Annotated in this window: 16 protein-coding genes; 8 read left to right on the top strand and 8 right to left on the bottom strand. The window is 73.5% G+C overall.

Going from position 1 to position 15,325, the window contains the following annotated elements; genetic code table 11:
- Positions 1-17: 17 nt before the first annotated feature.
- Positions 18-434, bottom strand: coding sequence for an NUDIX domain-containing protein (locus D7223_RS25795; protein WP_120731251.1), 417 nt, complete (start codon positions 432-434; stop codon positions 18-20).
- A 129-nt stretch (positions 435-563) separates the two neighbouring features.
- Here D7223_RS25795 and D7223_RS25790 point away from each other — a divergent pair, with 129 nt between their 5' ends.
- The 3 genes from D7223_RS25790 to D7223_RS25775 all read left to right on the top strand — a co-directional run bounded on the left by D7223_RS25790 (position 564) and on the right by D7223_RS25775 (position 2,825).
- A complete protein-coding gene (locus tag D7223_RS25790) occupies positions 564-1,058 on the top strand; it encodes a nitroreductase/quinone reductase family protein (RefSeq protein WP_120731045.1) in 495 nt (164 codons plus the stop codon).
- A 232-nt stretch (positions 1,059-1,290) separates the two neighbouring features.
- Positions 1,291-2,025, top strand: coding sequence for an HD domain-containing protein (locus D7223_RS25780; protein WP_120731043.1), 735 nt, complete (start codon positions 1,291-1,293; stop codon positions 2,023-2,025).
- Positions 2,026-2,153: 128 nt separating this feature from the next.
- Positions 2,154-2,825, top strand: a complete 672-nt coding sequence (locus D7223_RS25775; protein ID WP_120731042.1) for an SEL1-like repeat protein — start codon at positions 2,154-2,156, stop codon at positions 2,823-2,825.
- A gap of 39 nt (positions 2,826-2,864) precedes the next feature.
- Here D7223_RS25775 and D7223_RS25770 read toward each other — a convergent pair whose 3' ends face one another.
- Positions 2,865-3,104, bottom strand: a complete 240-nt coding sequence (locus D7223_RS25770) for a winged helix-turn-helix domain-containing protein (protein WP_120731041.1) — start codon at positions 3,102-3,104, stop codon at positions 2,865-2,867.
- 312 nt (positions 3,105-3,416) lie between these two features.
- Between D7223_RS25770 and D7223_RS25765 the strand changes: the two genes are divergently transcribed.
- Positions 3,417-3,695, top strand: coding sequence for a cell division protein DivIVA (locus D7223_RS25765; RefSeq protein ID WP_238162225.1), 279 nt, complete (start codon positions 3,417-3,419; stop codon positions 3,693-3,695).
- Complete coding sequence (locus D7223_RS25760; protein ID WP_238162224.1) at positions 3,692-3,973, top strand: hypothetical protein; 282 nt, start codon at positions 3,692-3,694, stop codon at positions 3,971-3,973. Before D7223_RS25765 ends, D7223_RS25760 begins: the two co-directional genes overlap by 4 nt.
- A 66-nt stretch (positions 3,974-4,039) precedes the next feature.
- Here D7223_RS25760 and D7223_RS25755 read toward each other — a convergent pair whose 3' ends face one another.
- The 4 genes from D7223_RS25755 to D7223_RS25740 form a co-directional block, all read right to left on the bottom strand.
- Positions 4,040-4,609, bottom strand: coding sequence for a carboxymuconolactone decarboxylase family protein (locus D7223_RS25755; protein WP_238162223.1), 570 nt, complete (start codon positions 4,607-4,609; stop codon positions 4,040-4,042).
- 86 nt (positions 4,610-4,695) lie between these two features.
- Positions 4,696-5,520, bottom strand: a complete 825-nt coding sequence (locus tag D7223_RS25750; protein ID WP_238162222.1) for an endonuclease domain-containing protein — start codon at positions 5,518-5,520, stop codon at positions 4,696-4,698.
- A gap of 337 nt (positions 5,521-5,857) precedes the next feature.
- Positions 5,858-7,483, bottom strand: a complete 1,626-nt coding sequence (locus D7223_RS25745; protein WP_120731038.1) for an ABC transporter permease — start codon at positions 7,481-7,483, stop codon at positions 5,858-5,860.
- On the bottom strand, positions 7,480-8,409 hold the full coding sequence (locus D7223_RS25740) for an ABC transporter ATP-binding protein (RefSeq protein ID WP_120731037.1): 930 nt from the start codon (positions 8,407-8,409) through the stop codon (positions 7,480-7,482). Before D7223_RS25740 ends, D7223_RS25745 begins: the two co-directional genes overlap by 4 nt.
- A gap of 108 nt (positions 8,410-8,517) precedes the next feature.
- Here D7223_RS25740 and D7223_RS25735 point away from each other — a divergent pair, with 108 nt between their 5' ends.
- Positions 8,518-9,255: a TetR family transcriptional regulator gene (locus D7223_RS25735; protein ID WP_120731036.1), complete on the top strand. Its 738-nt coding sequence runs from the start codon at positions 8,518-8,520 to the stop codon at positions 9,253-9,255.
- 26 nt (positions 9,256-9,281) lie between these two features.
- On the opposite strand, the gene D7223_RS25730 is transcribed toward D7223_RS25735, so the two are convergent.
- On the bottom strand, positions 9,282-11,075 hold the full coding sequence (locus D7223_RS25730) for an ABC transporter ATP-binding protein (protein WP_120731035.1): 1,794 nt from the start codon (positions 11,073-11,075) through the stop codon (positions 9,282-9,284).
- 84 nt (positions 11,076-11,159) lie between these two features.
- Between D7223_RS25730 and D7223_RS25725 the strand changes: the two genes are divergently transcribed.
- Entirely contained in the window at positions 11,160-11,582 is a 423-nt protein-coding gene (locus D7223_RS25725; RefSeq protein WP_120731034.1) for a MarR family winged helix-turn-helix transcriptional regulator, read from the top strand.
- A 231-nt stretch (positions 11,583-11,813) separates the two neighbouring features.
- Positions 11,814-13,598 carry an N-acetylglutaminylglutamine amidotransferase gene (locus D7223_RS25720; protein ID WP_120731033.1) on the top strand — a complete coding sequence of 595 codons (1,785 nt, stop codon included), beginning with the start codon at positions 11,814-11,816 and terminating at the stop codon, positions 13,596-13,598.
- A 4-nt stretch (positions 13,599-13,602) separates the two neighbouring features.
- On the opposite strand, the gene D7223_RS25715 is transcribed toward D7223_RS25720, so the two are convergent.
- On the bottom strand, positions 13,603-14,739 hold the full coding sequence (locus D7223_RS25715) for a carboxylate-amine ligase (RefSeq protein WP_120731032.1): 1,137 nt from the start codon (positions 14,737-14,739) through the stop codon (positions 13,603-13,605).
- Between the last annotated feature and the right edge of the window lie 586 nt (positions 14,740-15,325).

The raw sequence follows: 15,325 nt of genomic DNA, 5'->3' as shown, positions 1-15,325 counted from the left end.
ACGGCCGGACGGCCCGGTCAGGTGGCGCGGGGGGTCAGGTCGGCGTGCACCGGCGAGCCGAGGAAGTCGGCCAGCACCTCGCGGGTGCCCGGCGTGAACGGGCGGCCGTCCAGGATCTCCCCGGCCGGGAGGAACACCAGCGCCGCGCCCTCGCCGAGCACCACGTCCTCCTGGCGGGCCCGGGTCGCACCGCAGAAGTAGTGCTTGATCCGCCCGACCTCGGGCACCTCCTGCACGGCGAAGAGCCGCAGCCCGCCGTCCGGCCGCAGGCCGGTCTCCTCCCACAGCTCCCGCAGGGCGGTCTGCTCCGGGGTCTCCCCCGGCTCACCGTGCCCGCCGGGCAGGCCCCAGACGTTCGGGTGGTACGCCGCGTGGCCGTCGCGCAGCTGCATCAGCAGCCGCCCACCCGCGTCGACCAGCAGCACGCACGAGATCGGGATCACGACGGGCAGCCTAACCAGGCGCCGCACGGCACGGACCCTCCGGCCCGTCGCGACGGGACCGACGGCCCTGCCGGCGCACCATCGATCACGGTCTGCTGGACCCGGAACCAAGGAGGTCCGATGACGCCGAACCGACGCGGAGCCCGGCGCGACCGGCTGACCCGCTGGCTGTACCGACACGGACGGCCCCACACGCTGGCCCGGGCCATGAACCGCCTCTCCGCGGCGTACTTCGGTAGCGGCGTGCTCGCGCCGTCGCACTGGGTGACGCTGGAGGTGGTCGGCCGTCGCACCGGCCGCACCGTCGCCCTGCCCCTGGTGGTCGCCGACCACGACGGCGAGCGCTACCTCGTGTCGATGCTCGGCCCGGACGCCAACTGGGTACGCAACGTGCGGGCGGCCGGCGGGCGGGCCGTCCTGCGCCACGGACGGCGCGAGGCGGTGCGGCTCGACGAGGTGCCGGTCACCGAACGGGCACCGGTCCTGCGTCGGTACCTGGCCCTGGCACCGGGTGCCAGGCCGCACGTGCCGATCGACCGGGACGCCCCGCTGGCCGACTTCGACCGGATCGCCCACCGGCACCCCGTCTTCCGGATCGGTCCCGACCGGCCGTGACTCCTGCCCCGTGACCTGTTCAACCACGCCTGCTCGCCGATGCTCGGCGACAAGTACCCGGGCGGCATCGGCCAGCCGGCCGCCGACTGCTGGCCCGACGTGTGGCCCGCGATGGGCCCGCTGGCCGAAGGCGTGCTCGCCGGCCGGATCGTCCGCGACCTACTCCCCGACGACCGGTCGGAAGGTGGACCACGGGCACGCCGGGACGGTGAAGATCGGCTATAAGTGGGCGATGGAGTTCCCCGCGCACCTCGCCACCATGCCGATGCACGCGATCACCGAGATCCACGGCGAGCCGGGGCTGCTGGCCCGGTTCCGGATGGAGATCCGCGCCTTCGACGAGCCCGCGCGGGCCCGCCTCACCGAGGCCCTCGACCTCGCCGCCGACCTGCACCGCGACGACCGGCGGGTCCGCGAGCCGTACCTCAACCACCTGCTGCGGGTCTCCATCCGGATGACCCACCACTACCAGGTACGCGACGTCGACGTGATCGTCGCCGGCCTGCTGCACGACGCCGTCGAGGACCACCCCGACGAACTGGCCGCCGACCGGCCCGGCCCCGACCGCACCGCCGCCGCGCTGGCCGCCCTCGCCGACCGCTTCGGACCCCGGGTGGCCCGGCTGGTCGGCGCGGTCACCAACCCGGCGTACGACCCGGACCGGGACCGGCACGTGCAGTACCGCGAACACGTCGCGGCCAGCCTGGACCGGGAACCCTGGGCGCGGGTCATCAAGGTCTCCGACTTCACCGACAACGGGGTGGGCGTCATCCACACCGTCGGGCCGAAGGTGGAGTCGTCGGCCCGCAAGTACCGGCCCCTGGTGCCGGTCTTCCGGGACCTGGTCACCCGGGCGGACACGCCGCTCTCCGAGCCGGTGAAGCGGCACATCCTGAGCCAGCTCGACCTGGCCGAGGAACGCTTCGGCGCCATCCTCGACCAACCGTCGGCAGCGCCGGGTCGCTGACCACGTCGACGACCGCTGCGGCGCAGGGCCTCGGCCACCGCATCGGCCCGCAGGGGTCTCCCATTCGGACCGGACACTGGCACACTGCCTCTTCGAATGCCGGGCATCACACATGACGGGGGCTCAAGGTGGACAGGAACAAGGTCACCCGGCAGATGGTGCAGGAGTGGTTCGAGGCCGCGGAGCGCGGTGAGGCACAGGCCGCGTACCGCCTCGCGGAGTTCGGGCTCAAGCAGGCGGCGGAGGGCGACCGCGCCGCCGCCGAAGGGTGGTTGCGGCGGGCGGCGACGCTGGGCGGTGTGCCGATGATGTGGCAGATCGCCCACCTGACGGCGGAACGGACGGAGCTGGGTGCCCACTGGCAGCGTGCGGCCATCGCCGCCGAGTGGGGCGACAGCGACGTGACGGTGGACGAGAACACGTTCGAGCTGTACCAAGTAAACGGCAGCTGCGCCCTTCAGGATTTCTCGGTGCGCGTCCAAGGTGAACCGGACGAGGCGGTCCGGACGGCCCTGGAAGCCGCCGCCAATCGGTTCATGTGTGTGGGCGACGACGGTGTCGAGTACGAGGACGGCGAGATCGCCCTCGACGACGCCGACTACACCCCGAACTACGTCTCCGATCCCGAAGCGGCCCCGACCGGCGGATGGCAGCTCTGGTTGGACTGCAAGGGCGGGGTGATGCCACTCATGGCCGGCACTCAGCTGCGCATCCTGGTCGAAGAACTGCGGAGGGCCGGAGTGACGTCGGTTCGGATCGGGCCCAGAATGAGAGACAAGCCAGCTCGCGAGCGACCCTGAAGGTACTGGGTCCCGTCACCTTTGTCGCTGGGTCGCTACCTACGGCTCCCGCATCCAGGTCTTCGGATCGGTGACGAAGACGCCCTTGCCCTGCTGCCGACGGATCACCCGCAGCGCCTCCAGACGGGCGTAGGCCATCTGCACGGTTCCGTGGCTGACGTCGTAACGAGCGCGCAGCTCGATGATCGAGGGCAGCTTGTCCCCCGGCTTCAACTTCCTGGACCTGACGTCGGCGATCACATCATCGGCGATGCGCCAATAATCCGGCACTTCTCGCATGGCACTCCTCGCGTGGCAACCCGATTCGATCACACCGCGACGCGCCTAACAAGCAGCGTTGACTCTTCTGACATATCTAGTTATGTTGGAGCGGAGCCCGTCCTCGCGTGGCAACGAGTTCGGCTCATCCCCCTGGTCGGGGCGGGTGTGCGTGCCCGTCCCGACCCATCCGACTGCTCTGCTGTCGTACCGCCGAACTGGGCTGCGGCGGCGGAGCGGGCGGGTCGTCCGCGGCCGGTGTGCGGACGACCCGCCCTTCCAGACCCGACGCACGGACCTTGCGCGCTCCCGCCCGCCCCGGAAAGGACCGACGTGGCCCAGGTGTATCGATCAGGCCAGCCCTACGGGACCGGCCTGCCGGCCCGAATGACCCCGCACGAGGTGCGGACCCGCACCTTCGCCGCGCGTCGACGCGGCGTCGACCCCTTGCAGGTACGCGAGTTCCAGGCCCGGGTGGCCGACGAGCTGACGGATCTCCACCAGCGGTTCCGGCTGCTCAGTCGGGAGAACGACCGGCTCAGGCGGGCGCTGCGCGACTGGCAGACGATGCACGCCCGCGAGTGCCGGCCGCCCCACGCGGGCCACTGGTGACCGGCCGTCCCTCCCCCGGCGACCTGCTGGTCGTCGACGGCCGAGCCTCGGTGCAGTTCGCCGGGATCCGGGCGCTGACGTTCCGGGTGGTGTCGGTGTGCGACCAGCCCACGTACGCCGGCTGGGTCTGGCTGGCCGGCTACGTGATCGACCGCGCCGGTCGGGCGACCGCCAGGCGTGAGGTCTACGTCCAACTCGCCGGCCTACGCCCGGCTGCGGTCACTCCACCCGCGCCGACAGCGGAGTCTCGACACCGGAACCTGTGCTCGTCGCGATGACCAACACCACGTTCGCTGAGGTCTCGACTGCCCGCTGCCGCATCCTCCAGCTGATCCGCTGCAGGGCTAACCGCCGAAGCTCAGCGCCTGCCGCAGGTCGACGTCCAGGCTCTCGGTGTACTGCGGGTCGGGCTCGGCTCCGGCAGCGCTGAGGACGGTGCTGAAGAAGCACCGCGCGCCAACAGTGAGGATGACGCGGAAGATCTCGGTGTCATCGAGACCGTGACCGCGCAGGTCCGCGATGTCGGCCTCGGTGACCGAGTTCGCATCGACCGCGACCTTCCCGGCGAAGCTGACGACCGCGACCTCCTGTGCGGAGAGGCCGGCGCTACCGTGCTCTGAGGCGATGGCGGCGACGGTCGGCGCGTCGAAGAACTTGTCTCGCAGGACTTTTCCGTGCGCCAGTCCACAGTAGGAGGATTTCAGGGCCCGGGCTGCGGCGAGGGTGGCCAACTCGTAGCGGCGTAGCTCCATCTCGGCCTTCACCGCGCCGTTGAGCTGCTGCCAGGCCAGGTACACGGCCGGACTGTGGGCGAACAACCTGGTGTAGTTGGGCAGGTAGCCCATCGCCTTCGTGTCCGCATCGAACATCCGCTCAGTGTCCGGGGACTGCTCAGCCTGCCGCAGATGGCTCATCCGGCTCCTCCTTGTGCTCGACCGTGAAGGGTACGCCGCCGCGACCGGCCACACTGTCGGGAAGTGGGCGTCAGCGGACCCGGCGGTCACCCGCGGCGGGCAGCCAGGATGGCGAGGGTCTCCCGGCGTACCTCGTCGGGCTCGTGCACCAGGCGCCGGTGGGCGAAACGGACGGTGAGGATCCCGACGGTGGCGAGCAGCGCGTCCCGCCGCAGGTCGATCTCGCGCTGGCCCGGGTCGCCGTGGCTGGTCGCGCCGTCGAGTTCGACGGCTACCCGCTCCCGCTCGGCGAACAGGTCGAGATACATGGTGCGGCCGCCGACCCGGACCCGCGCCTGGCGACGGAACGCCGGCATTCCCGGGCCGGTGAAGACGCGCTCGTGGCCCCAGATCTCCAGCGGGCTGCGGCATCCCTGGGCGAGCCGGGCCAGCAGTGTCCGCAGCTCCGCGCGCCCGGGGAGCCTGGGCGCGCGGGCCAACGCCGCGACCAGGCGCGCCGGGGTGGTCAGCCGGTCGTTGACCGCCCGGATCACCGGCGCACGACGGTCGTCGCAGGCAAGCAGCGGCCAGGTGTCCACCAGCGTCCGCTCCAGCCGGATCACCGGCAGGCCGCGCCGGTTGACGACATGCGGAGGTTCGAGCACCAAATCGTGGTAGCGGTGCACCAGGACGCCCGGGCGGCTGCGGATGCCGGAGATCGCCGGAGCGCTCAGATGAAGCGGAGCACCGGCAACCGGCGGAAGCAGCCCCCACACGTGCAGGGCACTGGCATGACTGAGCACGGCACGCCCGTCCGCCCAGGCCAGCACCGCGCGGTGCGCCGTGTCCGGCGCCAGGCGGCCGATCAGCGGTACGGCGCCGGTCGGCCGGACCTCCAACAGGCGCGGCGCCACGAACACCTCGGGGAGCACCCGGAGGAGACCCCCGCTCGAACATGCCTGCTCGAGTGTCCACTCTGGTACGACCTGACAGGCCGTTCCTCGTGTCACCAGCCCACCCTGCCGATCCAAGAGGTCACGAAGCACCGGGTTCACACCCCGCAGCCTCCCTACCGCCCCCGCTTCCCCGCCACGCCGACGTGAGCACCTGTGGACGAAGGGCGCCCCTGTGGACAGCCCCCAAACGCCACGCCGGTCTGCTAGGGCCCACCGATCGGTGACGGTCCAGCAGGACTGCGCTCGGCGTGTCGAGTCGCCACAACGTCACCGATCGGGGGTTGTCGCCGGGCCGGGGGCGCGGGGGGGGGCGTCAGCTGGGGATGTCGCGGTGGTGGAAGGCGAGCAGGCCGGTGGTGAGGAGCAGGGCGGCGACGGCGGTCAGGAGCACCAGGGGCAGCGCCGCCGGGTCGACCGCCGGGACCGACGGGACATGGGTGTACGGCGAGAGGTCAAGCGCGACCTGGGGCAGGTCCAGGACGGCGCCGAGCTGCCCGAGCAGCAGGAACCCGATCAGCGCCGCCCAGGACGCCGCCACCGCCCCGCGGGGCACCAGCCCGACCAGCACGGTCACCACGCCGGCCACCACCAGCAGCGCGGGCAGCCGCAGCAGGGCCGCCCCGGCCAGGTCGGCGGTGCGGCCGAGCGGGTCACCGGCCACCACGCCGTAGCCGAGGCCGATGGTGGCGCCGGCGAGCAGCAGCAGGGCCGCGGCACCGAGGACCGCGCCGAGGATCTGGGTGGTCAGCCAGCGGAGCCGGGGCACGGCGGTGGCCAGGATCTCCTCCAGCAGGCCGTCGGTCTCGTCGGCGCGCACGCGCAGCAGGGCCTGCACGACGTACGCCCCGATGGTCAGCGCGAACAGCCCGAGCATCGCGGCGAGGAAGCTGTCCACCAGTTCGGCCCCGCCGCCGAGCTGGGCGATCGCCTCCGCCGCCGCCGCGTTCTCGCCGACCATGTCGTTGACCTCGTCGGCGGCCAGGCCCATCGCGAACCCGAGCACCGCCACGCCGACCGCCCAGCCGAGCAGCGCGCCCCGGCTCAGCCGCCACACCAGGCCGACCGGGCTGAGCAACCCGGCCGGCGCCCGGGCCGGGCCACGGCGGGCCGCGAAGAGGCCGGCGCCGACGTCGCGCCGCCCGGCGAGCAGGACGGCCAGCGCCACCCCGACGGCCAGCAGCACCACCGGCAGCGCCAGCACCCACCAGCGTTCCCCACCGAAGGCCCGCACCTGGTTGCCCCAGCCGATCGGGGACAGCCAGGACGGCCAGGCGCTCTCCACCCGAAGCCCGTCGTCGCTCTGCCGGCCGAGCACGTCGCCGACGGCGCGCAGCAGGAAGGCGACCCCGACGGTCGCGGCGGCCAGCGCGTTGGCGCCCCGGGAGGTGGTGGAGAGCTGGGCGGTGACGGCGGCGACGGCGGTGAACGCCAGCCCCACCCCGCCGATCGCGGCGGCGGCGACGATCGAGCCGGCGACCGGCAGCCCGGAGGCGACGAAGCCGGCGGCGAGCAGCGCGGCGGTCGCCACGTTCGCGCCGGCCACCACCAGCAGCGCGGCGGCGAGCAGCGCGTACCGGCCGACGACGGCGGCGCCGAGCAGCTCCGCGCGCCCGGTCTCCTCGTTCTGCCGGGTGTGCCGGACCACCGCGAACGTGCTCAGCAACGCGGCGAGCAGGGCGAGCGTCACGTACGTCTCGGCGACCACCACCGCGCCGAGGTCGGGACCGACGACCGGGCCGTTGAAGGCGCGGGCGACGGCACTGCCGGCGGAGGTACGCGCGTAGCCGAGGCGGCTCTGCTCGTCGGGGTAGATGCCGGTGACGCTGCCGGCCAGCGCGAGCCCGAGCAGCGGTGTGCCGAGCACCCACACGGCGAGCCGGATCCGGTCGCGGCGCAGGGCGAGGCGGGCCAGCCGGCCGGTGCCGGCGAGGGCGTTCACCGGGCGCTCCCGCCGGTGCTCGCCCCGGCCCGGTGCCCGTTGGCGGGCGCGTCACCGTAGTGCCGCAGGAACAGCTCCTCCAGCGTGGGTGGGGCGCTGGTCAGGGCGGTCACCCCGAACCCGACGAGGTGGGTGAGCAACGTGTCCAGGTGGGCCGGCTCCACCTCCAGCCGGGTACGCCCGTCGACCGCCCGGACCTCGTGCACGCCGGGCAGGGCCTCGACCCCGGTGAGCGGGCGGGTGGTCTGCACGGTGACCGTGGTCCGGGCGAGGTGGCGCAGGTCGGTGAGGGTGCCGGACTCGACGGTGCGGCCGTCGCGGATGATGCTCACCCGGTCGCAGAGCGCCTCCACCTCGGCGAGCACGTGGCTGGAGAGCAGCACGGTGGCGCCGTCGTGGGCGAGCTGGCGCACCTCGTCCTGGAAGACCGCCTCCATCAGCGGGTCCAGGCCGGAGGTGGGCTCGTCGAGGACGTACAACTCCACCGGTGTGGCCAGGGCCGCGACGATGGCCACCTTCTGCCGGTTGCCCTTGGAGTAGGCGCGGCACTTCTTGGTCGGGTCCAGCGCGAAGCGTTCCAGCAGTTCGTCACGGCGGCGCCGGTCCAGCCCGCCGCGCAGCGCGCCGAACAGGTCGATCGCCTCGCCGCCGGACAGGTTCGGCCAGAGGCTGACGTCACCGGGCACGTAGGCGAGCCGCCGGTGCAGCGCCACCGCGTCCCGCCACGGGTCGGCGTCGAGCACCCGCACCTCGCCGGAGTCGCGGCGCAGCAGGCCGAGCAGCACCCGGATGGTGGTGGACTTGCCGGCGCCGTTGGGGCCGAGGAAGCCGTGCACCTCCCCCGCCTCGACCCGCAGGTCGAGCCCGTCCAGGGCGCGGAACGCGCCGAAGGACTTCACCAGGCGCGCGATGGAGATGACGGGCATGGAGCCTCCTGCCAGTACGGTGCCGACGACGCCAGGCTACTGACCGAAGGTCAGTAAAATCAACACCGTTTCCTGCCGGCGGTCAGTGCACCGGCTACGCTCTACGGCATGACCGGCACGGCCCCCGACGACACCCGGAGCAGGATCCTGCGGGTCGCCCTGGACCTGTTCGGCAGCAACGGCTACCAACGGACCTCGCTGCGCCAGATCGCCGAGCGGCTGCGGCTGACCAAGACCGCGATCCTCTACCACTTCCCGGCCAAGGAGGACCTGCTCAACGCGTTGACCGAGCCGCTGCTGGCCGACCTGGAGTCGCTGATCGAGGCCACCGCCGCGCTGCCGCCCACGCGGGCCCGGGAGGCCATGCTCACCGGCTGGGTGGACACGCTGCTGGCGCACCGCCAGTCGCTCGGCATGCTCTTCCACGACCTGGCGATGGTCGCCCGTGGCACGACGTACCAGCGGCTCATGCACATCGCCATGCGGGCCAACGAGATCGTCGCCGGGCCGGACGCCGGGCGCCGCGAGCGGGTCCGCGCCGTACAGTCGATCGCCATGGTCAGCGACCCGGTGGTCTTCCTGGTCGACGTACCCGAGGACGTGCTGCGCGCCGACATGCTCGACGGCGTACGCCGGCTGTGGGGCGTGCCGGACGACGCGCCACCGGCCGAACCGGCGGCCCGGCGGCGGCCCGGGCGACCCCGGGCGATGAGCGCGGAGCAGGTCGGCCTCGCCCGCCGGCTGCACGCGGCGGGCACCCACTCGGTCGACGAGATCGCGGCCACCCTGGGCGTCTCCCGGGCGACCGTCTACCGGCACCTCGTCGCATCCGGGCCTTCATTGTGAGACGAGTTTAGCGACAGTTCTGCGACTCACCCGGCGAGCAGGGCGTATCGGCCGGCCCGCTCCAGCAGCGCGTCGTGGGTGCCGGTCTCGACGACCCGCCCGTGGTCGAGCACCGCGATCCGGTCGGCGTCGCGGACGGTGGAGAGCCGGTGCGCGATGGTGATGACCGTGCGCCCCCGCGCGAGGCGGTCGAACGCCCGCTGCACGGCCCGCTCGGTCTCGGTGTCCAGCGCGCTCGTCGCCTCGTCCAGCACCAGGACGCGCGGATCCCGCAGCAGCGTCCGGGCGATCGCCAGGCGCTGCTTCTCACCGCCGGAGAACCGGTGGCCGCGGGAGCCGACGACCGTGTCGTACCCGTCGGGCAGCCCGACGATCAGGTCGTGGATCTGGGCGGCGCGGGCCGCGTCCTCGATCTGGGCGTCGGTCGCGTCCGGCCGGGCGTAGCGCAGGTTCTCCCGCACCGTGGTGTGCAGCAGATAGGTCTCCTGGCTCACCACCCCGACCACCCGCGCGAGGTCGGCCAGCCGCAGGTCGCGCAGGTCGACGCCGTCCAGGGTGATCCGGCCGCCGGTCGGGTCGTGCAGCCGGCTGGCCAGCGCGGCGAGGGTGCTCTTGCCGGATCCCGTCTCGCCGACCAGGGCCAGGGAGCTGCCCGCCGGCACGTCGAGGTCGACCCCGACGACCGTCGCGGTGTCGCTGCCCGGGTAGGAGAAGGTCACGCCGGTGAAGCGCAGGTGACCGCGCACCCGGTCCGGGTCCAGGGACACCGGCTCGGCGGGGTCGGCCACCTCGACCGGCAGGTCCAGGTATTCGAAGACGCGGCCGAACAGCGCCAGCGAGGCGGTCACCGAGACGCCCACGTTCAGCAGGCCCATCAGCGGCCGGAAGAGGTTGCCCTGCAGGGCGGTGAAGGCGACCAGGGTGCCGATGCTGAGCGTGCCGGCGGCGCCGGGCAGGCCGGCGCTGAGGTAGATGACCGCCGGGATGGCGGCGAAGATGATGGTCATCGTGGCCATCCGCCACCGTCCGGCCAGCTCCGCGCGCAGTTCCAGGTCGACCAGCCGGGTCGAGGAGGCGGTGAAGCGTTCGGTCAGGACGGGTCCGGTGCCGAGGGTCTTGGCCAGCCGCACGCCGCTGACCGACAGGCCCTCCTCGACGGTGACCGCGAGGTCGGCCAGCTCCCGCTGGCGCCGGTTGGTGATCTCCCGACGGAGGCGGGCGACCCGGCGGGTCAGCCAGATCGCCGGCGGCAGCACCACCAGCGAGACCAGGGACAGTCGCCAGGACAGCGCGGCCATGGCCGCCGCGGTGGCCACCACGGTGGTCAGGTTGGACGCGATGCCGGTGGCGGTGGAGGTGACCACGCTCTGCATCCCGCCGATGTCGTTGGTGATCCGGGACTGCACCTCACCGGCCCGGGTACGGGTGAAGAAGGCCAGCGACTGCCGTTGCAGGTGCGCGAAGAGGTCGGTCCGCAGCCGGTGCATCACCTGCTGCCCGACCCGGGTGGAGATCCAGGTCTGCACCACGCCGAGGACCGCGGTCACGGCCGCCACGGCGACCATGCCGAGGACGAGGCGGACCAGCAGGTCCAGGTCGCGTTCGGGCAGCGCCCGGTCGATGACCGCGCGGAGCAGGAAGGGCGAGGCCATGGCCAGCACCGACGACGCCACGATGATGGCGGTGACGGCGCCGAGGGCGCCCCGGTGGGCCCGGAACAGGCCGCCGACGCGGCGCAGGGACACCTGGCGGGCCTGCGCCTTCTCGGCCGGGCTGACGGTATGCCGGCCGCGGTCGCGGCCGGAGGAGATGTCTTCCACGAGGGGTTTCCCTTCACCGGGAGGGCGAATGCTGAGGTTGCCTCAACATGAGGGAACAACCGCTTCCGGTGGTACGGTATTCCGGTGACCGAGGCGGACGACGGTGACGAGGGTCTCGCGGAGGCGTTCTGGGCGGTGACCCGCCGGCTGCGTCAGCGCACCCGGGCGGCCCTGGCCCCCTGGGACGTCACGCCCAGCCAGTCCCGGGCCCTCGGCGTGCTGGCCCGGGGCGGCCCGCTGCGGCTGAGCGCCCTCGCCGACGAGCTGCGGATCGCCCCCCGCTCGGCCACCGAGGTGGTCGACCACCTTCAGGCCCGGGGACTGGTCACCCGGCAGGCCGACCCGTCCGACCGACGCGCCACCCTCGTCGCGCTCACCCCCGAGGGCACCCGCACCTCCGACGCGATCCGGGCGGCCCGCCGCACCGAGGCGGCCCGCTTCTTCGCCGACCTCGACCCCGCCGACCGCGACCAGCTCGCCCGCATCCTGCGTACGCTGCGCGGCTGACCCCACGCCCGCCGGCCCGGCGCGTCGCGACGGCCGCGGAGGGTGCGTCGCCGGGCGCGGACCCGACGGCGCGTCCGCCGACCGGCGGGGTTTGTCCCGGCCGGTGCCGGGTAGCCGAGCCGCCCGTCCTGCCGACGGGACCGGACCCGACCCGGGTCCAGGCGTGCGAGGTCGAGCCCACGGGAGTTGAGGCATGGGTCCGGTGTCCGTCGGGTCGGGTGAGCGCTGACGATGTGCGGAATCGGCGGCGAGGCGAGGTTCGACGCGACGGCACCCGACGCCGACGCGGTGGCCCGGATGACCGAGGCCATGCGCTCCCGGGGCCCGGACGGCGAGGGGCTGTGGAGCGACGGCTGGGTGACCCTCGGGCACCGCCGGCTCACCGTCATCGACCTGTCCGACGCCGGACGCCAGCCGATGGTCCGCGACGACCTGGGGCTCGCGCTGGTCTTCAACGGCTGCGTCTACAACTACCCCGAGCTGCGCGAGGAACTGCGGGCCGCCGGGCACACCTTCGCCTCCACCAGCGACACCGAGGTGGTCCTGGTGGCGTACGCCCAGTGGGGTGAGACCTTCGTCGACCACCTGGTCGGCATGTTCTCCGTCGGCCTGGTGGACCGCCACCGGCGACGGCTGGTGCTGGCCCGCGACCGGCTCGGCATCAAACCGCTCTACCTCGCCGAGTCACCGGGCCGGCTGCGGTTCGCCTCCACCCTGCCGGCGCTGCTGCGCGGCGGGGACGTGGACACCACGGTGGACCCGGTGGCGCTGCACCACTACCTGTCCTGGCACTCGATCGTGCCGGCGCCGCGGACCATCCTGCGCGGCGTGCGCAAGCTGCCCCCGGCCACCGTGCGGGTCGTCGAGGCCGACGGGCGCAGCCGGGAGCGCGTCTACTGGCGGCCGGACTACGTCCGCGACCCCGCGCACACCGGCTGGGACGACCGCGACTGGCGGGCCGCGGTCGGTGACGCGCTGCGCGCCGCCGTACGCCGACGCCTGGTCGCCGACGTGCCGGTCGGCGTGCTGCTCTCCGGCGGGCTCGACTCCAGCCTGATCGTCGCGCTGCTCGCCGAGGCCGGGCAGGAGCACCTGCGGACGTTCAGCATCGGCTTCGACAGCCGGGACGGCGAGACCGGCGACGAGTTCCACTACTCCGACCTGGTGTCCCGCGCGTACGGCACCGACCACCACCGCATCCGGCTCTCCGACGACGACCTGGTGCCGGCGGTCCGGCGCACCGTCGAGGCGATGACCGAACCGATGGGCAGTCACGACGTGGTCGCCTTCCACCTGCTCTCCGAGCAGGTCGCCCGGCACGTCAAGGTGGCGCAGTCCGGGCAGGGCGCCGACGAGGTGTTCGCCGGGTACGGCTACCACCAGCCGATGGTCGACGTGCACCGGGACGGCGCCGCCGAGGCGTTCGTGGACGCCTTCTTCGACCGGGACCACGCCGAGCTGACCCGGGTGGTCGGTCCCGCGTACGCCCTCGGGCACGACGCCAGCCGCGACCTGGTCGTCGCGGACCTGACCGCGCCCGGCGCGGACACCGCGCTGGACGCGGTGCTGCGCCTGGACACCCACCTGATGCTGCCGGACGACCCGGTCAAGCGGGTGGACAGCATGAGCATGGCGTGGGGGCTGGAGGTGCGGACCCCGTTCCTCGACCAGGACCTGGTCGCCCTCGCGGCGGCCTGCCCGCCGGAGCACAAGGTCGCCCAGGGCGGCAAGGGGGTGCTCAAGGAGGTCGCCCGGCAGGTACTGCCCGCCGAGGTGATCGACCGACCGAAGGGTTACTTCCCGGTGCCCGCGCTGCGCCGGGTGGACGGGCCGGTCCGCGAGCTGGTCGTCGAGGCGCTGCGGGCGCCGGCCGCGCGGGAGCGCGCGCTGTTCCGGAGCGGGTACGTCGAGGAGCTGCTCGCCGAACCGGACCGGGCCCAGGCGGCGGCCGGCAGCAACAAGCTGTGGCAGCTCGGCCTGCTGGAACTCTGGCTCCAGTCGCAGGGCATCCGCTGACCCGTCACACCCGGCGGGTCTGCGCGGCGAGATGGTCCAGGACCGCGGGCACGTCACCGGCCGTCTCGGCCATGATCCGGCGCTGCCGGGTGGCACCGGTGCCCTCCACGCGGACCCGGGACAACTGCCCCACCACGTACCCCAGGTCGCCGTGCCGCACCAGGGCCGGCGTGACCCGGGCGAACAACTCGTCGACCAGGTCCCAGGCCGGCCTCGCGCCACCGGCCCGCAGATCGATCAGGTCACCGTCCAGGCCGTCGTGGGCGGCCCGCCAGTGCGCGGCGGACACCAGGCAGTCCCGGATCCGAGGAGCCGGTACGCCGGCGCGTACCTCCTCGACCATCGTCGCGACCAGGGCCCGCACCAGGCCGGCGACCAGCACCGCGTCGTCCACCGTCGGGCAGACGTCACCGACCCGGATCTCCACCGTCGGGTACGCCGCCGACGGCCGGGCGTACCAGTAGACCATCGCCGCGTCGAGCATGATCCCGGCGGCGATCAGGTCCTCGACCGTGCCGTCGTAGTCCGCCACCGACTCGAAGTGCGGCGTCGGCCCGATGCTCGGCCAGCGCCCCAACTGCATCGACCGCCAGCTCGCGTGCCCGGTGTCCCGCCCGTCGTGCAGCGGCGAGTTCGCGGTGATCGCCTGCACCACCGGCAGCCACGGGCGCAGGTGGTTGCACACCTGCACGGCCAGTTCCCGATCCGGCACCCCGACGTGCACGTGACACCCGCACACCGCCGGATCGTGCGCCACCGGCCCGAACCGGCGCGACATCGCGTGGTAGCGCGGTTCGTCCGGCACCGTCCGGTGCGGCTCCCGCACCGGCGTCGCACCCACCGCCACCAGCCGGGCGCCGGCGCCCTCCGCCGCCTCGGCGGCGGAACGGCGCAGCCCCACCAGGTACGCCCGCAACTCACCCAGGTCGGACGACACCGGGGTGACCATCTCGATCATGCTGTGCCGGAACTCCTGCCGGCTCTGGTCCCACGCCGACCCGGACAGGGCGTGCCGGACCCGCTCGCCGACCGGCAGGCTCTCCCCGGTGACCGGGTCGAGCAGCAGGTACTCCTCCTCCACACCGAGCGTGAGCAGGGTCAGATCGGGCCCGGCGGAGGCCACGGTCGGACGGCGCGTCATAGGCTTTCGCATCCGTTCGTCGAGCGGCGCGCACCACGCGCCGCACTGCCGGACAAGCCGCGTTCCCGCCGACCCCATGCCACAAACGCCACCCCGCAGACGACCGCCCCGCCACGCCGCGCCACCGCGCCGCCCCACGCCGCCCACGCCCAGCGCCGCCCCACGCCCCGCGCCGCGCGCCGCGCCCGCCCCTGTCGCGTCCCGCGCCTCCGCGCGCACCGCCGAGCCGTGACCCCTTCGCGTCGCGCCGCCCGCCGCACTGCCCCCGCACCCCTGGCGTCGCATCCCGCCGCGCCGCCCGCGTCGCAGCGTCGCGCGTCGCCCGTCGCATGCGTCCGCACGGGTCGCATGGCGGCCACTGCGCAGTTCCGGGGAAAGAGTGGCCATCGGCGGCCGGGTGGCCACCGTTTCCCCGAAACTGCGCCGTCGAGTGGGCGGTGTGGGGCGTTTGTCGGGTTTGGGGGTGTGGTCGGGGGCACCCCGGTGGCGGAATGCCGGCCGGGCGCGGGTGGTTACACCATGCGGACGATCGAGTAGCACCCCCGACCTGCTGTTCTCCGCAGGGTCGCAAGGGGGTCCGGGCCCC

Source organism: Micromonospora endolithica, from assembly GCF_003626595.1.
GTDB classification, from domain to species: domain Bacteria; phylum Actinomycetota; class Actinomycetes; order Mycobacteriales; family Micromonosporaceae; genus Micromonospora; species Micromonospora endolithica.
This window is presented reverse-complemented; position numbering and strand designations above follow the sequence as displayed.